General features: G+C 53.6%; 16 protein-coding genes and 1 riboswitch. Of the genes, 7 read left to right on the top strand and 9 right to left on the bottom strand.

Going from position 1 to position 18,857, the window contains the following annotated elements; all coding sequences use genetic code 11:
- The first annotated feature begins 356 nt into the window (after nt 1-356).
- Together IAI47_RS20225 and IAI47_RS20220 are read left to right on the top strand one after the other, a co-directional pair.
- Nucleotides 357-1,565, top strand: coding sequence for an aldose 1-epimerase family protein (locus IAI47_RS20225; protein ID WP_008924682.1), 1,209 nt, complete (start codon nt 357-359; stop codon nt 1,563-1,565).
- A gap of 251 nt (nt 1,566-1,816) precedes the next feature.
- Complete coding sequence (locus tag IAI47_RS20220; protein ID WP_008924681.1) at nt 1,817-2,911, top strand: alpha/beta fold hydrolase; 1,095 nt, start codon at nt 1,817-1,819, stop codon at nt 2,909-2,911.
- Here IAI47_RS20220 and IAI47_RS20215 read toward each other — a convergent pair.
- The gene (locus tag IAI47_RS20215) at nt 2,817-3,890 is read right to left on the bottom strand and encodes an AraC family transcriptional regulator (RefSeq protein WP_008924680.1); all 1,074 of its coding nucleotides are present in this window, start codon (nt 3,888-3,890) and stop codon (nt 2,817-2,819) included. The two genes, IAI47_RS20220 and IAI47_RS20215, sit on opposite strands and share 95 nt — an antisense overlap.
- Before the next feature lie 586 nt (nt 3,891-4,476).
- Here IAI47_RS20215 and IAI47_RS20210 point away from each other — a divergent pair.
- Together IAI47_RS20210 and IAI47_RS20205 are read left to right on the top strand one after the other, a co-directional pair.
- On the top strand, nt 4,477-5,247 hold the full coding sequence (locus tag IAI47_RS20210; RefSeq protein WP_008924679.1) for an ABC transporter substrate-binding protein: 771 nt from the start codon (nt 4,477-4,479) through the stop codon (nt 5,245-5,247).
- 36 nt (nt 5,248-5,283) lie between these two features.
- Nucleotides 5,284-6,369, top strand: coding sequence for a DUF2817 domain-containing protein (locus IAI47_RS20205; RefSeq protein WP_008924678.1), 1,086 nt, complete (start codon nt 5,284-5,286; stop codon nt 6,367-6,369).
- On the opposite strand, the gene IAI47_RS20200 is transcribed toward IAI47_RS20205, so the two are convergent.
- Entirely contained in the window at nt 6,354-7,127 is a 774-nt protein-coding gene (locus IAI47_RS20200) for a 2OG-Fe(II) oxygenase (protein WP_008924677.1), read from the bottom strand. The two genes, IAI47_RS20205 and IAI47_RS20200, sit on opposite strands and share 16 nt — an antisense overlap.
- Nucleotides 7,128-7,226: 99 nt before the next feature.
- Between IAI47_RS20200 and IAI47_RS20195 the strand changes: the two genes are divergently transcribed.
- Entirely contained in the window at nt 7,227-8,132 is a 906-nt protein-coding gene (locus IAI47_RS20195; protein ID WP_003855149.1) for a LysR substrate-binding domain-containing protein, read from the top strand.
- A 98-nt stretch (nt 8,133-8,230) separates the two neighbouring features.
- On the opposite strand, the gene uca is transcribed toward IAI47_RS20195, so the two are convergent.
- The 6 genes from uca to IAI47_RS20165 form a co-directional block, all read right to left on the bottom strand.
- Nucleotides 8,231-11,836, bottom strand: coding sequence for an urea carboxylase (gene uca, locus IAI47_RS20190; RefSeq protein ID WP_008924676.1), 3,606 nt, complete (start codon nt 11,834-11,836; stop codon nt 8,231-8,233).
- Between the two features lie 118 nt (nt 11,837-11,954).
- A complete protein-coding gene (locus IAI47_RS20185; RefSeq protein ID WP_008924675.1) occupies nt 11,955-12,590 on the bottom strand; it encodes an urea amidolyase associated protein UAAP2 in 636 nt (211 codons plus the stop codon).
- Between the two features lie 10 nt (nt 12,591-12,600).
- On the bottom strand, nt 12,601-13,329 hold the full coding sequence (locus IAI47_RS20180; RefSeq protein ID WP_008924674.1) for an urea amidolyase associated protein UAAP1: 729 nt from the start codon (nt 13,327-13,329) through the stop codon (nt 12,601-12,603).
- A complete protein-coding gene (locus IAI47_RS20175; RefSeq protein ID WP_008924673.1) occupies nt 13,326-14,111 on the bottom strand; it encodes an ABC transporter ATP-binding protein in 786 nt (261 codons plus the stop codon). Before IAI47_RS20175 ends, IAI47_RS20180 begins: the two co-directional genes overlap by 4 nt.
- Nucleotides 14,108-14,923: an ABC transporter permease gene (locus tag IAI47_RS20170; RefSeq protein ID WP_008924672.1), complete on the bottom strand. Its 816-nt coding sequence runs from the start codon at nt 14,921-14,923 to the stop codon at nt 14,108-14,110. Before IAI47_RS20170 ends, IAI47_RS20175 begins: the two co-directional genes overlap by 4 nt.
- A 24-nt stretch (nt 14,924-14,947) precedes the next feature.
- Nucleotides 14,948-16,003, bottom strand: a complete 1,056-nt coding sequence (locus IAI47_RS20165) for a putative urea ABC transporter substrate-binding protein (RefSeq protein WP_008924671.1) — start codon at nt 16,001-16,003, stop codon at nt 14,948-14,950.
- Between the two features lie 60 nt (nt 16,004-16,063).
- A riboswitch (guanidine-I (ykkC/yxkD leader) is annotated at nt 16,064-16,162 on the bottom strand.
- 286 nt (nt 16,163-16,448) lie between these two features.
- Between IAI47_RS20165 and IAI47_RS20160 the strand changes: the two genes are divergently transcribed.
- Together IAI47_RS20160 and IAI47_RS20155 are read left to right on the top strand one after the other, a co-directional pair.
- The gene (locus IAI47_RS20160; RefSeq protein ID WP_008924670.1) at nt 16,449-17,498 is read left to right on the top strand and encodes an ABC transporter substrate-binding protein; all 1,050 of its coding nucleotides are present in this window, start codon (nt 16,449-16,451) and stop codon (nt 17,496-17,498) included.
- Nucleotides 17,498-18,184, top strand: coding sequence for a molybdate ABC transporter substrate-binding protein (locus tag IAI47_RS20155; protein WP_187961299.1), 687 nt, complete (start codon nt 17,498-17,500; stop codon nt 18,182-18,184). Before IAI47_RS20160 ends, IAI47_RS20155 begins: the two co-directional genes overlap by 1 nt.
- Before the next feature lie 134 nt (nt 18,185-18,318).
- Here IAI47_RS20155 and IAI47_RS20150 read toward each other — a convergent pair whose 3' ends face one another.
- The gene (locus IAI47_RS20150; protein WP_003855134.1) at nt 18,319-18,702 is read right to left on the bottom strand and encodes a cupin domain-containing protein; all 384 of its coding nucleotides are present in this window, start codon (nt 18,700-18,702) and stop codon (nt 18,319-18,321) included.
- Nucleotides 18,703-18,857 lie beyond the last annotated feature (155 nt).

Genomic DNA, 18,857 nt, shown 5'->3' with positions numbered 1-18,857 from the left:
CTCTCCATTGACGAACAGACGGGGTTGCCTGACGTCTCTGATAAAAGGTTCGTTCAAAAATGGAAAAAGTTGCGGGGTTTTGAAATTTTTTTACGATTTATTCGATTTAGGTGGTCTGGCTGAAAGGGTCAGGGAAATGCTCAAAAAGCTGAATCGAATACAGCTAAGTCCGGATTTAACATTAAATTGGTCGCGATTATTCCTTTTTGGCTGCTTATTTATGTGATTTAACCCGCATTTATTCCTCTGGACGCTGCCGATTTACCGGCAGGTGAGCGTCGTCACGTTTCTGGTGAGCCTCAACCAGTAAATTCCGCTTAACGTATGAAAAAACGATTCAGCAAATGAGGTAAATAATGAAAATTAAACTGGCGTTAACGGTAGTAGCGGTTCTGGTTTCTGGTTCTGCAGCCGCAAAAACATGGGTGCTGACGAGTGCTGAAGAGGGCACAGATCAGGGAAACTGGCAGATTTCCAGTAGTGAGCTGAAGTTTCAGGGCAAGCCGTTCAGCATCGAGCAAAAAGTTCTGCACGGCGGCAAACAGGAAGGCAGTAAAACGCTGACGATTCGCAGTCAGGATGGCCTGACTATCACGCTCAGTCCCACCCGTGGCATGAACCTGCTGCGCGTCGAAGGCTTTGGTACGCGTATGGGCTGGGATTCACCGGTCAAAGAGGTGGTCAATCCTGCTTATATCAATCTGGAAAGCCGCAACGGCCTGGGCTGGCTGGACGGTTTCAATGAGATGATGGTGCGCTGCGGCTACGAATGGACCGGTCATCCGGTGACTGACCAGGGCCGCATCTACACCCTGCACGGTAAAGCAGGTAACACGCCGGTTTCACAACTGGAAGTTGAAGTGGCAGATGCAGCGCCCCATGAAATCCGTATTCGTGGCCTGATTAAAGAGAGCACCTTCAAGAAAACCGATTTGCAGACGATGACCGAACTGCGTTACGTGCCGGGCAGTAACAGCTTCAGCCTGCATGATGTGTTAACTAATCACGCTGACTATCCGCACGATTACCAGATCATCTATCACAGCAACTTCGGTAAGCCTATTCTTGAAGAGGGTGCACGTTTCCTGGCACCGATGTCCGGCATCAGCCCGTTTAATGATTACGCAAAAGCCGGATTAAAAGACTGGCAGACTTACAAAGGGCCGACCAAAGACTTCGATGAGATGGTATTCAACATCAAACCCCTTTCTGACAGTAATCATCAGACCGTAGCTGCAGTGATAAATAAAGCCGGAAACAGCGGCGCATCCATTCAGTTTGATACCCGCCAGCTTCCAATGCTTACGCTGTGGAAAAATACCGACACCTTAAAACAGGGCTACGTGACCGGTATTGAGCCGGGCACCAGTTATGCTTATCCGGTCACGATTGAGCGCGAACAGAAACGCGTTAAGCAATTGCAGCCCGGTGCCAGCACCTCGTTTGATCTGACCTATACCTTGCTGCATAACAGCCAGCAGGTGAATGACGTTGAGAAACGCATTAAAACTATTCAGGGTGAGACAAAGATTGATGTGAGTGAGACGCCGATAGCGAAAGAGTAATAGCAGAACGCCCCGGCATATTGTGTCGGGGCTTTTTTCAGGAGAGGGTCAATGATTTCTGTAACTTCATAATTACTACTGCTGGAAGATTCTGACCCGCCATGGTGTATTGTCGCCGCTATCAAGTTTGGATGGCTGCATAATTAACCGCCATTTTTGCACTTTTAAAGACCTGGATCGTGTAAAAGGACGCATCGGTGCCTTGCTGCCCGTTATTAATAGGGCTCATTCATCACAGCAGGGCATTCATCATGTTGTTCAGAGCAGCGTTTATCGCATTATCGGTTTTAATCATCTCTTTGCAGGCTCATGCAACGCCAGGCTTCCGCCAGGTGACATTAAAAGGGGATCAGGGAGTGCCCCTGAACGTAGCCGTTTGGTATCCGGCGGCGGTGCAAAAAGGAGTCAGTGAAACGGTTGGAGGGAACGCCGCCTTTGTCGGCACGGACATTATCCGAGATGCTGTACCCGCATCTGGAAAACATCCACTTTTACTCATTTCACATGGGTTTAATGGCAGCTGGAGGAATCTCTCCTGGCTTGCTTCAGCAATGGCCGCGCAGGGATATATTGTGGCTGCACCTGATCATCCCGGCACGACGACTTTTAACCACAATCCCGAAGATGCCAGAAAACTATGGCGGCGCCCTGGTGAAATTTCAAGGGTAATTGATTTCGTCAGTCAATCTTCAGAATTAACTGGCACAGCAGACCCGGCGCGCATAGCTGCAGCAGGTCATTCACTTGGCGGATGGACAGTCATGTCGCTGGCTGGTGCACGTTTTGATCCGTTACGCCTCCTGCATGACTGTCAGCGACACGTACTTCGCGGAGACTGTAAACTGACAACCAGGCTTGGAATAGATGACGCTTCAGCCCGCAACGTTTTTTTATCTGACTGGCAAGATAAAAGAATTAAAGCCGTCGTGTCACTTGATGCGGGTTTAGCACCAGGTTTTACGCCCGTAAGCCTTAGCAAAATTAACATACCCGTACTTATTCTGGCGGCTGGAAACGGTATGATGGGCGAACTTCCAGCGCCTGAGGAATCTGAATATCTTGCTAATCAAATGCGTGTATCATTGCGGAAATACATCCTCATTAAAGGCGCAACACACTTCAGTTTTATGCAGATATGTAAACCCGGGGCAGAGAAAATTATTGATGATGAATCTCCGGGCGATGGCATTGTTTGCCATGACGATAAGGACGCGGACAGAACCGCGCTGCATCAGACGATAACGACTGAAATTACAGTTTTTCTGAATTCTGTACTGAATTATCAAGCGCCTGCTGGCGAAATAAACGCGGAGAAAGTCCTGAAAGCCGCTGAAACTCACGATTAAAATTCGATTTAGTCATAAATCCGGACTCCAGCATGATATGGGTAACGGGTAATGATGTGCTAAGCAGGAGTTCTTTTGCCCGTTCAACCCTGAACCCATTGATCCACTGAGAAACGTTGCATTGTTTGACAGAGTTAACCGCTGCAGAAAAATTGCGGGCGGGTACGCCGGTTTTTCTTGCCAGAAGAGCCAGGGTCAGATTGGGATCAAGATAGAGCTCAGATTCATGGATCTTTTTTTCCAGCACAATATATAACTCAGTCATATCAGCTGCTGGCGCTTTTTCATCGGTGGTATCTTTTTCCTGCCTGATATCTGGCTCAAATTGTTGATGCGAATTTATGAAGTTGTAAATAATCACACCAACAATCGGTAAGAGCAAAAGTTGAGTGATGAGAATTATTAAAGCGGCATGCTTTCCGCCACTGATATCAAAATCAATTGCGATGAGAAGATCTGTCAGTGCCGACAGGCAGAGAAAGCTTCCTGCGAAGAACGTCAGGCTAGCTTGCTGAGGGATCTCTTTCAGGCGATTGAATTTTAGTTTTTGCTCATTCACAAAAGCTTTTTTGAGCAGTCCAACGCCGTAGCTGAAAAAAAGCAGGCTGAGAATGAAGTCAGTCGCAGGAGCCCAAACCAATCTGATCGCCAGCGATACGAGGACTGGCACAATCATGACGAATAAGTCATGTTTGCGTTTGTTGTCGTTAAGTGGGACAAAACTGTGCCATGCAATCGCAGGTAATAGCATGGCCATAACAGACTGCAAATCCCTCAGAAAGTGAGAATCGTATTCCCAGCGAATGGTATTCAGTGAAACCAGGATGATGCAGGCCGAAAGGAAACGCAGTGCGCCGTTATTGCATGGTTTGCCAGAAAAGACTGTTGCCATCAGCAAAAATAAAGCAAGCAGGGTAATGACAGGAAAAGGCACTGAGAGCATAGGTACAGAACCAGAGCTGTAAATTTCCTGAATCATTACATAATCGACCACAAGTTGTCTTGTCTGGCCTCGGGTGTTAAGTAAGGTCCTGACTCAGAAGAAACCGGCCTTAGTCAGTTTTGAACGTCATTAAGCTATTCAGGTATGGAAGGGTAACAGGGGTTAAGCTGGCATCTGTAATTTAACATAAGATAGATTGTGCGCATCAATGGTATAGAGGCAAAGCTGACCTGGGCAACCTGCTGATAACCCCCGAACATGAGCTCTGAATGCCCTCTGAAAAAGATTCGTTTTTAAATCCTACTTTCTGCGTAATCTATCTGCTTTGATAAATCCGCTACTGCCTGACAAAACAAACCTCTTCTAAAACCAGAATTCTGAATCAGAGCTTTGATTTTTGCTGTTGCCTGACCTGAGCAGGCCCAGACCCTCATCCCGATTTATATCTGAAATTACCATCAGCATTAAGCAAAATTTAACGCCGTACAAAGATTCGCTAACTCACTTAATATTATAAGATTTTACTCTGGATGAATGCTGCTTATCTCTGGTGGGAAATGAACCTGCATGTTATTTGATTAAGGTGTCGTGCTTAAATTCACCAGCCTTCGGGAAATAAAACATGAAAAAGAGCTTATCTCTCGCATTACTGTTTTCGCTTACCGCGTTCACCCAGGGTGCATGGGCACAGCAAACGCTGCGCTTTGGTGTGGACCCTACATTCCCGCCGTTTGAATCTAAAGCGGCTGATGGGTCATTACAGGGTTTTGACATCGATATTGGTAATGCCATCTGTGCTCAGGCAAAGGTGAAGTGCCAATGGGTGCAAATGGGTTTTGATAGCAGCATCCCTGCTCTTCAGGCGAAGAAATTTGATGCCATCCTGTCGGCTATGTCGATGACCGATAAGCGCCGTCAGCAGGTGGCGTTTAGCGACATGTTGTATAACACGCCAAGTGCCCTGCTGGCGCCGGCTGACAGCAAGCTGACGACCGACGTTGCTTCTCTGCGCGGTAAGACCATCGGTGTGGCCCAGGGCACTATCCAGGAAACGTACGCCAAAACTAAATGGGAGTCACAAGGCGTCAAAATCGTCTCGTATCCTAATCAGATGGAAGTTTATCCCGATTTGGTCGCCGGACGTCTTGATGGCAGCCTGGCGAATGCGGTCTCCGCTGAACAGGGATTCCTTACCTCACCGGAAGGCAAGACGTACGCCATTAAAGGAACACTGGTGGATAAAGTCATTTTTGGTGATGGCGTAGGTATTGCGTTACGCAAAGGCGATGAAGCGAATCTGAAGATGATCAACACGGCACTGACTGAGCTTCATAAAAACGGAACTTATGATCAGCTCACTAAAAAGTACTTTAAATTCAAGGTTTATCCCTGATTACTGTTGTGTGACGAATTCGGGAAGGTAGAGACTATGGCATTGCCCGACTACCGCGTTCAGCGTGAACGCTTTCTGGCCGCAGTGGAGCGCAAAGGTGCTGCGATAACCTCATATCGGCATCCTCTTCCGGGTCCGCAGGGCGAAGCGCTATATACGGATGTGGCACGACTGGGACCCGCCAGCGCATCGCGTCTGATGCTGGTCGTCTCTGGCACACATGGCGTTGAAGGCTATTATGGTTCGGATTGTCAGATAGCGTGGCTCAATTCGCTGGATAAAATACCTGCTGACACCGCATTGCTGCTTGTTCATCTGCTCAATCCATGGGGTGCGGCGCATTTACGGCGCGTGAACGAAGACAACATCGACCTCAACCGTAACTTTATCAACTTCAGTCAACCGGTTCCTGATAACCCGGAATATGCGCAGTGGCACGGTATTTATCATGGCGACCGTGTCAGCGCAGACCGGCAACTGGCTGAGGCGATGGACAACGTGGGCTGGCAGTCAGTTAAACGCGTGGTGGAAGCGGGACAATATACGTTTGCAGATGGATTTTTCTTCGGCGGGCATCAGCCCGGCTGGTCTCATCTTACGATGAAGGCGATCATCGAACAGCATCTCTCGGTTGCGAAAATCATTGTCAGCTTCGATCTTCATACCGGCGCTGGCGCATGGGGCCATCCGATGCTGCTCTCAATTGCAGAGCAGCGTTATGCTGCTCACGACTGGGGCAAAGTCATTTACGGGGAGTGGCTGACGTTGTTATTCACCGGTGCCGGACGTGACAGCGTAACGGGCGTGACGGCAACGGCGACCGGATATCTGTCGCAATATCTGCTGACGTCGCTGGCGGAGACGCAAATATTGCCGCTGGTCGTGGAGTGTGGAACTTACGAGGGCCAGGATATGCATCAGCGGGTGCGTGAAGATCACTGGTTGCATCTCTATGGCGAACCCGCCAGTGCGGCAGGTCAGGCAGTGAAGCAACAACTGGTAGAGGGATTCTGGCCCGCCGATGAGGACTGGCGTGCGTTAGTGGCGTTTCGTACGCAGCAGATTTTCCAGCGTGGCTGGCGTGCCCTTACAGACACGCCCCGAGGTTATAATTTGCCGTAGAAAGTCATACGCGCAGTTTCGGATAAAGCAATGTCGGGCTGGGTATTGTAGGCCAGTACCGCCAGCATCCGGGTGACCTCGCCTTCAGTTGGGGTCACCCGGTGCAGTGAATTACGGCCACGAAACAGCACCAAATCCCCGGCATCAATCTCCAGCTCATTAACCGGCTGGCGTTCATCAAGAACGGCTTCAACCCCTGCAAAGTTCATCTCACCGGCATCGGCATCCCGCAAATCTTTCACGTATTGAAATATGCCGCCCGCCAGCGGTTTCTGGACCAGCAAGGTGATAGCAAAGGAGGAGTTGTCGAAGTGCCAGCCCAGCTCCTGTCCGTGAGGCGCATAGTGCAGGTTGATCGAGGAAAGCGGGTCAGCGTAGGGATAGAGCGCGTCCTCACCCAGCACATCGCACAGAAAACGCTGGAACAGGTCATCATTATAAAGCTGACGCAACGGCGAATCGGCAGCGATCAGATCATCAGTAATACAGCCTTTGGTGCTGAGCACATCCCGATTACGCGGGTGATTGGCTGAGAAAGCCTCATCAGGCTTCATCAGATACACATTGTGTTTGCTGCGGGTATGATAGGCCAGATGACGTTGCGCATTGCCCTCTTCGATGATCGCCTCTAAAGCCTGTGGTTTTAAAAACTGACGCAGTACCAGCGCGCCAGACTGGTTTAATTGCTCACGACAGCGTTGACGCCAGCCGTGGTCGGCCAGCGGATGAAGATCGAGACGAACAAGGGAACCAGACATAGCAACATTTCTCACGATGGGCAGGTGTAATGTTACTCTACCTGTCGCCTGCCACACTGCGTAACGATAAAAATTTACTGCCCTGATAAGGAAGCGTTAATGCCTGCCCAAATGCCAAGGTTGCCAAAAATCAGCGTCATACAGTCATTCAAGGTGGCTGCCGAGCTGGGAAGCCTGGCAAAAGCCGCCGCCCAGCTGGCCTTAACGCCGGCGGCGGTCAGTCAGCAGATTCGCCAGCTGGAGGAGCAACTCGGCAGCGCCCTGTTTTTACGCACGCAGAGCGGTGTCATGCTGACCGAAACCGGAAAAGAGTATCTGCGCTATGTCACCGAGGCCTTTGATATCCTGCATCTTGGCCAGCAAAATATTCGCCATGCGGCCAGTGCACCAAAACTCACGGTTTACGCATTACCGGCGCTGGCATCCAAATGGCTTTTGCCTCAACTGGCGAGCTGGCGCGATCATTGCCCGAATATTGATCTCTCATTACATGGCACGCATTCTCAGGTCGATTTCACCGCCATGCCCGCTGATTTCGTGATCTGTTTCGGTGAAGATCGTTACCCGCAACTGGATAAGCTGAAACTGTTTCATGATGAGGTGCTGCCGGTGGCAAGTCCGGCGCTGCTGCAACGCTTTGCGCCGGAAACGGTTCTGAGTCAGGCACCGCTGATCCATCTCGACTGGGGAAATGAAGGCCGTTTTCTGCCGGACTGGCCGGGTTGGTTTCAGACCAAAGGCATGGACGAACCGTTGCCGCAGCCCGCCTTTAGTTTTAATCTGACTTCACTGGCGATTGATGCGGCTGTTGCGGGTATGGGATTGCTGCTGGGACAACGACGCCTTATCGCGCCCGAACTGGCGCGTGGCGATTTGGTGGTAGTGGATGATCTTTGCCTGCCACTGAGCAAACCCTATTTCCTCGCCTGGCCACAACGCACGATGAGCCAGCCTGGCAGTGAAGCACTGATCGGCTGGTTAAACGAACAGGCTGCAGGTCACTGATAGCCGGTGAACGTAAATGCCTGCGCCCGCCAGAGGTAACCGCCGACGGGCGCAGGATAGGATTGTCACACCTTTATGTCACTACGCTATAAGCATTGTTACGCATTGTCCTCAGTGATGACTGCCACGCGCTGCCCTGCACGGACTGCGCTGCCTGGCTGTACGCTGACCTGCTGAACAATACCATCGCACGGGGCCAGAAGCGGGATCTCCATCTTCATCGACTCCAGCACGACCAGGACATCCCCTTCCCGAACCCTGCTGCCCGCCGTCGCCTGTACCTGCCATAAATTGCCGGATACCGGGCTTTCAACCCCCTGCTCACCCGGCTGCAGCGGTGCATCGCCGCCTTCATCCGCCACCGTTTCCTGACTGTCGAAATGCGCCTGGCCGCTGGCTATCCAGCGATCCCGTTCAGCATTGAATGCGTTTTGCTGATGATCGCGAAACTCGCCGATACTCTCCGCTTCACGCATGAGGAAGTCCTGATACTCCGCCAGCCGCAGCGTGCTGTGCTCAATACGCAGCGGATAGCGACCAAGTGGAAAATCGCGGCGAATCTGCAACAGTTCCTCCGCAGAGACCGGATAAAAACGGATCTGATCAAAGAAGCGCAATAGCCAGGGTTTGCCACCGAAATCGGCGACTTCATGATAGCGATTCCACATCTGCAGTGTGCGCCCCACAAACTGATAACCACCCGGCCCCTCCATGCCATACACACACAGGTACGCGCCGCCGATGCCAACCGAGTTTTCCGCCGTCCAGGTGCGGGCCGGATTATATTTCGTCGTCACCAGACGATGGCGAGGATCCAGTGGTGTGGCGACTGGCGCACCCAGATAGACATCCCCCAGTCCCATCACCAGATAGCTGGCGTCAAACACCGTGTTCCAGACAGCCTGCTCATCCGGCAGATCGTTTATCCGGCGGATAAACTCAAGATTACTCGGGCACCAAGGCGCGTCCGGGCGCACGGTAGTCATATATTTTTCGATGGCTTTCTGACAGGCCGGGTCGTCCCAGGAGAGCGGCAGATGCACCACGCGTGTGGGCACCTGCAGGTCATCACTCATGCAGACCGTCTCCCACTCACCCCGCACCCACGTCAGCAGTACGTCAAGCGTGAGCGTTTCCGGCTGGAAGTGGATTTGCAACGAGCGGATCCCTGGCGTGATATCAATAATGCCCGTACGGGATTGCGCTTCCAGCGCCTGCATTAATGCATGAATGCGAAAACGCAGCACCAGATCCAGCTCAGGCTCGCCGGCCTCCAGCAGCAGATGCGTATCGCCAGAGAGACGCGCCACCAGACGTTTATCCGCTTCGCCGCAGGTCATTACGATGGGCGACGTCAGCGGCGCAGGCTGCCACGCTGTCTCGTGTGGCTTAAGCGTTGCGAGCTCGCTGCGACGGCTCTGGGCCAGTCTCCGCGCGGTCGGGATATCCACCGCTACAAACTGCACTTTGTCACCGGCTTTAAGCTGCCCCAGTTGCCACAGATCCGCTTCAATGACCGTCACCGGACAGACAAACCCGCCGAGACTAGGGCCATCCGGCCCCAGGATTACCGGCATATCGCCGGTAAAATCGACTGCGCCGATGGCGTAAGGGTTGTCATGAATATTCGAGGGATGCAGCCCTGCCTCGCCGCCGCTGTCGCGGGTCCAGATCGGCTTTGGCCCAATCAGACGTACGCCGGTGCGGCTTGAGTTAAAGTGCACTTCCCATTCTGTGGCAAAGAAGGTCGCGATATAATCCGGTGCAAAGAACTCCGGTGCACCGTGAGGGCCATAAATGACACGCAGTGTGCGTACTTTGGCGAGATTTGTGCGCAGTGCAGCGGGCAGTTCTGCGCCGTCTGGGATTGCGGCTTGCGGAGCCAGATGCAGCACGTCGCCGCTACGCAGCGCACGTCCTGCGTGTCCGCCAAACTGGCCCAGAGTAAAGGTGCTTTTGCTGCCCAGATAGTCAGGCACCTGAATGCCACCACGCAGGCAGAGATAGCTTCTGACGCCCGCGGCTCTCATCGCGCCCAGCTTCAGGGTTGAGCCAGCCGGGATAGTAAATACAGAGTCCATCGCCTGTTCAACACCATCCAGCGTAACGCTCAGCGATGCGCCACAAATTACCGCCTGAATCTCTGTATTAAATTTCAGTGAGGGTCCGTTGAGGGTGATCTCCAGCGCGGCGTCCCCCTCGGCATTGCCCAGTAGTCGGTTGCCGAGACGCAGAGCACGAGCATCCATCGGTCCCGACGGCGGCACACCGACCGCCCAGTATCCCAGACGTCCGGGATAATCCTGAACACTCGTCTGGGTTCCGGCACTAAGCACTTCAACCGTTGCCGCCTGATAGCTGAGTTGCTCCAGGCAGCGGGTCCAGGGTTCCCCCGCTGTGAAGGGAGAAAAAGCTAAAATCTGTAACAGATAGAGGCGGTTGGTTTCAACGCCATAGAGACGGGTTTCCGCGAGTGCCTGTGCCAGGGTCGCGATGGCTTCATCGCGTGTCGGTCGCCAGGCGATGGCTTTTGCCAGCATCGGGTCGAAGAATGGCGGAACTTCGCACCCCGCCTCCACCCAGCGGTCAATGCGCAGGGTTTTACCGTCTGCCGCCGGAAAGGCGACCTCGGTTAACAGGCCAGGCGATGGCTGGAACTGGCGGCCCGGATCTTCCGCATAGATTCGTGCCTGAACGGCATGGCCCTGTGGATTCAGCGTGGCGGCTAAAGCAGTCAGTGAGGGGAGATCGCCCGCGGCCAGTTCAATCATCCACTTCACCAGATCAACGCCCCAGACCTGCTCTGTCACGCCATGTTCAACCTGCAGGCGCGTATTCACTTCGAGGAAATAGAATTGCTGCGCCGCGCTGTCATAAACAAACTCCACTGTGCCGGCGCTGCGGTAATTCACCGCTTTTCCCAGGGCGATGGCCGCCGAACACAAGGCCTCAGCCATGCCTGCGGGCAGATTCGGGGCTGGCGTCTCTTCAATCACTTTCTGATTACGTCGCTGAATAGAGCAGTCGCGGACGCCCAGCGCGATGACCTCGCCCTTGCCGTCACCAAATATCTGCACTTCAAGATGCCGGGCACGTTCGATATATTTTTCGAGAAACACCCCGGCATCGCTGAAGTTGTTCTGGCCCAGCCGCTGTACGGTTTCAAACGCATCTGACAGCGCCTGCGCATCACGACAGACGCGCATACCAATGCCGCCGCCGCCCGCCGTGCTTTTGAGCATCACCGGATAGCCAACACTCTCTGCGGCATGATGCGCTTCGCTGAGATCCGCCAGTAATTCACTGCCTTCCAGCAACGGCACGCCTTCTGCTTTCGCCAGTGCGCGGGCGGTGTGCTTCAGGCCAAACGTCCGCAGCTGCTGAGGCCCAGGACCGACAAAAATCAGTCCCGCAGCTTCACACGCTTCGGCAAAGGCGGCGTTTTCTGACAGGAAACCGTAGCCAGGATGAATCGCTTTGGCCCCGCTCTGCTGCGCGGCGGCGATAATTTTATCCGTCATCAGATAAGTTTGTGCGGCAGGCCCCTCGCCCAGGCTCAGCGCCACATCGGCTTCGCGGATATGTAAACTGCTCAGGTCAGCTTCGGAGTAAACAGCAACGCCTTTCACCTGCATGGCACGCAGCGTGCGCAGAATACGACAGGCGATAGCACCGCGATTGGCAATCAGTAAGGTATCAAACATAAGCGAACTCTCAGGGATGCGGGTCGTCCCGCAACATTCGATATTCCCTGGGGCCGTCCCCGGGGCTGACTGGCTCAAAACGTGCGGCCGGCAACATGCTCAGCCTCAGCAGGCTGGCTTAGTTCCAGACCAGCACTTCTGCGGGTGTCGGGTTCCAGCCGTTGCAGGGGTTGTTCAGCTGCGGACAGTTGGAGATCAGCACCATCACGTTACACGCCGCCACCAGTTCAACGTATTTGCCGGGCGCAGATAACCCATCCTCAAACGTCAGGCCGCCTTCGGGTGTCACCGGAACGTTCATAAAAAAGTTGATGTTGGCGCCGATATCGCGCTTATGCAGACGACCATCGTGCAGGCAGGCGCAAAGGAAGTTATCCCGACAGCTGTGCATATAGCGCTTATCCTGGGCATAACGCACAGTGTTGCTCTCCTGCGAACAGGCACCGCCGAGCGTATCGTGGCGACCACAGGTATCAGCAACGATCGTCAGCATCGGATTACCCAGATTTGAATAGAGTACGCTGCCGGTAGTCAGATAGACCTTTCCCTGACGACGCAGGGTACGCTGAGGATCGTAGCGTTCCCGCGGGTTATCGGTGTTGTAAAACAGGGTATCAATCGCCTGATTGCCTTCGAGATCGAGCAGGCGCAGCGTTTGCCCTTTTTTCACTTCAAACAACCACGGCTCGCCTGCCGGGATCTCGTGGCAATAGACAGCATCTTCAGGACGACGATCAGAGTGGATTAGTGTCATCGCAGCCTCCTTACAGGGCAAAAAATTGGGTATTTTGAAATGCGCGCTGGTTTTCACCGCGAGTGACCATTGCTTTGCTGACAGTCTGTATATCGTCAGCCTGATACCAGCTCAGCTGGACCGGGCGCGGAAGATAGTCAGTGGCGGGATCCTGCGGATGTGGCAGCGCAGTCAGCACCATCAGCACGTCCATCGGCGCATAGAGTTCGACGAAGTCGCCTGCCTGGCTGTTGCGTGCGCTGAACCGAAAGCGGCCCTCTTCATCCACTGTGACCTTGCTGAAAAAGTTAACGACCATCAGCAGGTCTTCCAGGCCCAGATCCCATTTGCCCATTTCCACCAGCAGATTATCTGTACCGTTGCGATAGAAGCCGTTGCGCAATTCCTGGTAGCGGCCTGCTCCATACTTATCCTGTGTTTCCGCCGCGTTGAGTACGCCGCCAAACGGGTCGTGCCAGCCGCAGCTATCCGCGACGATCGCAGCCATCACACGTCCCATGTCTGAATAGAAACAGTGACCGGTGGTCAGGTGCGCGGTGTGCTGACCTTTCAGGGTATCGGGCAGATTCAGCCGTTCACTTTTCTCGTGCGGATTGAGCATCATCATGCTGACGTTCGCGCCGCCCTCGATGTCGGTCAGGCGCAGAATCTGCCCTTTACGCAGAATCAGCGAGGTATGCGCTCCGCCTGGCAGCAGCTCTTCGCGCAGGCTCGGGGCTGAATGAAAAAGTTCTGTCATTGAGCGATCTCCTTAAGGGGATAAATGTTGTTTTTGCTGCCGGTGGCCAACTGAGAGAGGCGCGTTTCATTGAGCGGGATGTCATAAGTGATACGCGCGCCCCATGCATTGGGGGCCTGTGGATCGATTCGCACTTTGTCGAACACCAGCAGCCTGGTACCCAGATTGAAGCCTTCGGCCAGATCGTGCGTGACCATAAACACCGTCATTCGGGTTTCGCTCCAGAGCTGCAGCAGCAGTGCATGCATATCTTTGCGAATGCCGGGATCCAGTGCGCCAAACGGCTCATCCAGCAGCAGCACGCGCGGCTGCATCACAAATGCCTGAGCAATCGCCAGTCGCTGCTGCATTCCGCCGGAAAGCTGAGCCGGATATTTATCCAGTGAATGGCCCAGACCGACTTTCTCCAGCATCTGTTTTGCCTGTTCACGGGCCTGACGTTTCCCTGCGCCAAAAAGCCGCCCGGTAAAAGGTGAAGCCGGAAGTTCGAGGCCAATGGCGACGTTATCCAGCACGTTGAGATGGGGGAAAACCGAATAGCGTTGAAACACCACGCCACGGCTGCGATCGGGCTCCGCGGAAAGCTGCTCGCCATCCAGCGTGATCGACCCTCGCGTTGGTTTTTCCTGACCAAGCAGCAGGCGTAAAAATGTCGACTTACCGCAGCCGGAAGCGCCCACCAGCGAGCAGAACTCACCCTCTTTCACCTGCAGATTGATGCGTTCCAGCACCACGTGGTCGCCATACTCCTGCCAGATATTTTTGATATCGATAAAACTCATTCCCGGCCTCCTTCCGCCCAGGGGAAACAGGCTTTGTGCAGCTGACGCAGCGCGAGATCCATCAACCACGCCAGCAGCGTGATCCAGATGACATACGGAATAATGACATCCATCGCCATATAGCGGCGGACCAGGAAAATGCGGTATCCCAGCCCGGCGGTCGCGGAAATGGCCTCAGCGGAGATCAAAAAGAGCCACGCGGATCCCAGCAGCAGACGCAGTGAGGTGATCAGCCGTGATAAGAGTTGCGGCAGCACGACCCGCAGCACCACCGTCCAGCTGTTCGCCCCCAGGGTTTGTGCTTTAATAAACAGCTCCGCGGGGATTTCCCTGGCCCGATGTTCCAGATCGCGCGCCAGCATGGGTGTAATGCCGATAACGATCAGCATTACTTTTGACAGCTCATCCAGCCCGAAGACGATAAACAACATCGGCAGCAGCGCCAGCGGCGGGATCATCGACACGACGGTCATGAACGGTGACAGTGCCGCACGAGTCATCGGGAAAACGCCCGCCGCAATCCCGATGCAGAGACCAATGAGCGACGAGATCGCCAGGCCTGTCAGTAAACGACTTAAACTAATCCATGTATCCACCCACAGCAGATACTCCCCGCTGCGCTTGTCCGGGGTAAACGCCATCCGGTCTATGGCCGCAATCATCTGCGACAGGCCGGGCAGCAGTTTGTCCTGAGGATTCGCTTCCAGACGCACCGCCGAACTGATAAACCAGACGGCGATTAGCAATATAAAAGGTAACAGCATCAGCGTCAGGCGCATTCCCTGCCGGGGATAGCGGTTGATGTGGCGCATGGCAAAAACTCCTGATATCGGTGATTACAGCTTGCCCGCGGCGGCCATTTTCAGATAGCTGTCGTCGAAGCGCAGTTTGATGTTTGCTGTATCACCGACGGTGATGTTGCCGGGGAAGCTCATGCCGATGAAGTCGGCACTTTGTGCGCCCTCGCCCAGTAATCCCTTATCAAAGGAGAATGCGGCGACGCGCTGCATGGTTTTCGCCAGATCGGGAGAAGAGACAAATGTCTCGGTTTCGGCAGGCGTCCAGAACAGATGGGTGGTTTTCAGCTGCGCCTTGTATCCGGCGAGGTCAGTACCGGAATCGGCGGCCATTGCACTCAGCGCCTGCGTATCTCCAGACTGCATTTTCGCCATCATCTCAAACCAGGCGCCGGTCAGCGCCTTGCCTAGCGCGGGGTTGTCTTTCAGGGTGTCGGTATTGACTACCATCATATCAATCAATTCGCCCGGCACGGCCGAGGAGCTGAACACTTCAGTGGTTTGCGGCGTTTTCTTGATCACCGAGAGCTGCGGGTTCCAGGCCACGGCGGCTTTGACGTTGCTGGTGCCGAAAGCTGAAACGATATCTGCATCGGAGGTGTTCACAACTTTGACATCTTTCTCCTGCAGTCCGGCTTTTTCCAGCCCGCGAACCAGCAGGTAATGCGACACCGACAGCGCAGGAAGATAGACTGACATTCCTTTCAGATCGCTGAGTTTCTTATTTTCCCCTTTCAGCACCACACCGTCGTTGCCATCGGAATAGCTGCCGGTGATCAGCGCCGTCGAGTCAACGCCACCTGCCGCAGGAATGGTCAGCGCATCCATGTTCGTCATGGTGCAACCATCAAACTGTCCTGCGGTGTACTGGTTAATTGACTCGATATAATCGTTGAGCTGGGTGATATGAATTTTAATGCCATATTTGCTGGCCCATTTATCAATGATCTTCTCATTGCTGATGGTGCCCCACGGCATCCAGCCTGCGTAAATGGTCCAGCAGATGTTGAACTCTTTTTTGACTGCGGCGGAAGACGGCGCGCTGACCAGCAGCGCCAGAGACATAACAAGCGTCAGGAGTGGTGATTTCTTCATGGTTGACCTCTGGTTGGCACAAAAAAACGGGAGCAGCGCAAGACACCAGATGGTGCCGCTGTCTCCCGGGCTTTTGTCCCGCCGTGTAACCTCGCAGAGGTCGCCAGCTCTCGGACCAGCCATTCACCTGCGTGAACCGGAACCCTAGCCAGCTATTTCAATCAATTGTGTCTGACGCTGCTTACTGCTAAGAGTCAGGCAAATGGCGTGCCAGAAATTAAATACTGAAATATCAGCAAAATAGACGAGACAAAATCTATGAGGCACCGCGATGGTGAGCCAGTAACGGGCGTTGCACATAATCAGTGCTGAGATGAAAGGCACAATAAAATTTTGACGTACGCCCTTTTGATTATTCCTTCAAAATATGAGGAGTAACCCAGACGGTGACGTCTGCTACGTATCGCTATATAATTATCTGTATAACGATTTTCGAGGAGAGTTAATGAAGCGCTTCTGGCAGGCATGCACACTGAGTTTACTTATACTCCTTCCACTCTCTTCCCATGCGTCACGCCAGATAACCGATCAGACTGGCCGTCAGGTCACGATTCCAGACCATGTTGATCGCGTCGTGGTGCTTCAGCATCAGACGCTGAATCTGCTGGTGCAGATGAACGCCACGGATAAAATTGTGGGTGTAATGGCGAACTGGAAGCAGCAGCTTGGCGATAGCTATGCCCGTCTGGCACCCGAGTTAAACCAGAAAACCACGCTGGGCGATCTGACGCATGTCGATCCCGAAAAACTGGTGGCGCTGCATCCGCAGGTGGTTTTTGTCACCAACTATGCGCCACATGAGATGATCGACAGCATTACTGCACTGGGCATTCCGGTGGTTGCTATCTCGCTGCGTCATGACCAGCCGGGAGAAAAGGCCAAAATGAATCCGACCCTCAGCGATGAGGAGATAGCCTATGACAAAGGGCTGCGGGAAGGTATTACGCTTATCGGCGAGATCATCAATAAACCTGAAGAAGCGAAAGCACTGATTGAGGCTACCGATCAGGGCCGCAAAATCGTCAGCGATCGCCTCCGGGATATTCCGGTGGATAAACGTATTCGCGCTTATATGGCTAATCCGGATCTCACCACCTACGGCTCCGGCAAGTATACCGGGCTGATGATGCTGCATGCTGGTGCGGTCAACGTCGCTGCGGCGACCGTAAAAGGTTTTAAAACCGTGTCTATGGAGCAGGTGATCGCCTGGAATCCACAGGTGATTTTTGTGCAGGATCGTTATCCTTCCGTCGTTAATGAAATCAACAGTTCACTGCAATGGCAGGCGATTGACGCAGTCAAACATCATCGCGTTTATTTAATGCCGGATTACGCCAAAGCCTGGGGCTACCCAATGCCTGAAGCGATGGGGCTCGGCGAATTGTGGATGGCAAAAAAACTCTATCCGCAGAAGTTTACAGATATAAACATGAATAAGCTGGCTAACAGGTGGTATCAACGTTTCTATCGCACCACTTATCAGGGGCCAGAGTGATGCGCGTACTGGCGGCGGGTAGCCTGAAAACGGTCTGGCCTGCAATGATGGCGCATTTCCCTCATCCTGTCGAAACCCACTTTGGTCCCGCCGGCTTGCTCCGCGAACGGATCGAGGCGGGTGAGCGCTGTGACCTCTTTGCTTCAGCCAGTGAGGAGCATCCACAGAGACTTCTGGCTGCCGGACGAGCACTGGCGCTGATGTCGTTTGCGACCAATAAGCTCTGCCTCACTGTGCGCAGTGATTGCATTCAGGCGGGGGATGACTGGTATCAGCTGCTCACCCGTGACTCGCTGCGAATCGCAACTTCCACGCCATTAGCCGATCCTTCAGGCGATTATGCTCAGGTTCTTTTTGCCCGGATGGGCCCGGCTGGAGAGGCCGTGCGCCAGCGCGCACAAACGGTGGTGGGCGGACGTGACTCAGCAGCCATTCCCGCAGGCAAGCTGCCGGCGGAGTGGATTATCCAGAGTGATCAGGCGGATCTGTTTATCGGCTACGCCAGCTATCGAAAAGCCCTGAGCCAGATTGCCGGCCTGCGGGTAATTGATATCCCCGAGGCTTTTAACCCTGTTGCGCGTTATGCCTGTGCCGTAATCACGTCTGAGGCAGGACAACTGGCTGCATTTTTAAGATTGGAACCGGCAAAAGCAGTACTTCGGGAAGCGGGGTTTGGTTGTGATTGAAAGACCCCTATTGTTCGCAACCTGGAGCCTTGTCACTTTCACTTCAGGCGTGTAAGCAATCGCGAAGGCGAAATGGATTCGGTCTGCAGAGTGGCAGCATGGCAGTGTTTTACGTTGCCGTGCTGCTTCAGGATTTAAAATTCCGCTGGCTCACCCGGCAATGGCTCGGTTAACTCCTGCCCTTTTACACCCGCATAGGTAATCACCAGTTCAGCTGGCTCATTCAGGGTATAGCCCCGATGCGCGCTGTTGACCGTCTCATTGAGGGCTTCACCTGCATGGAAAGTCCGTTGCTCACCGCTCTCTTTATCTTCCACGATCAGTGTGCCGGAAAGAATAAACGCCGCATTTGGCATGGGATGGGTGTGCCACGGCAATGACGTGTGGGCAGGCAGTGACAGCCGCATGACGGTCAGTTCTGGTTCGCCAGCAGGATAGGCTTCGATAACTTCACCGTTCCACGCCTGACTGCTGCGCATCACTTCAACTGCGTTAATCCCGCTATCTTGCTTTGACATGGTTAATCCCTGTTAATAATCAATAAAATGCCAGTAACGACCCATGACTAAGCGTAGAAGAAAATCACATTGCTGCGTAATACGCGGGCACACAGAAGATTTCATCCAGCAAAATCAGTAATCCTGGCAACCCATTATTGAAAGGCAAGAAGCTG

It is taken from the genome of Pantoea sp. MT58, from assembly GCF_014495885.1.
Lineage (GTDB): Bacteria > Pseudomonadota > Gammaproteobacteria > Enterobacterales > Enterobacteriaceae > Pantoea > Pantoea eucalypti.
Note: the sequence above shows the minus strand (reverse complement) of the source record. Positions and strands in the feature narration are given on the sequence as shown.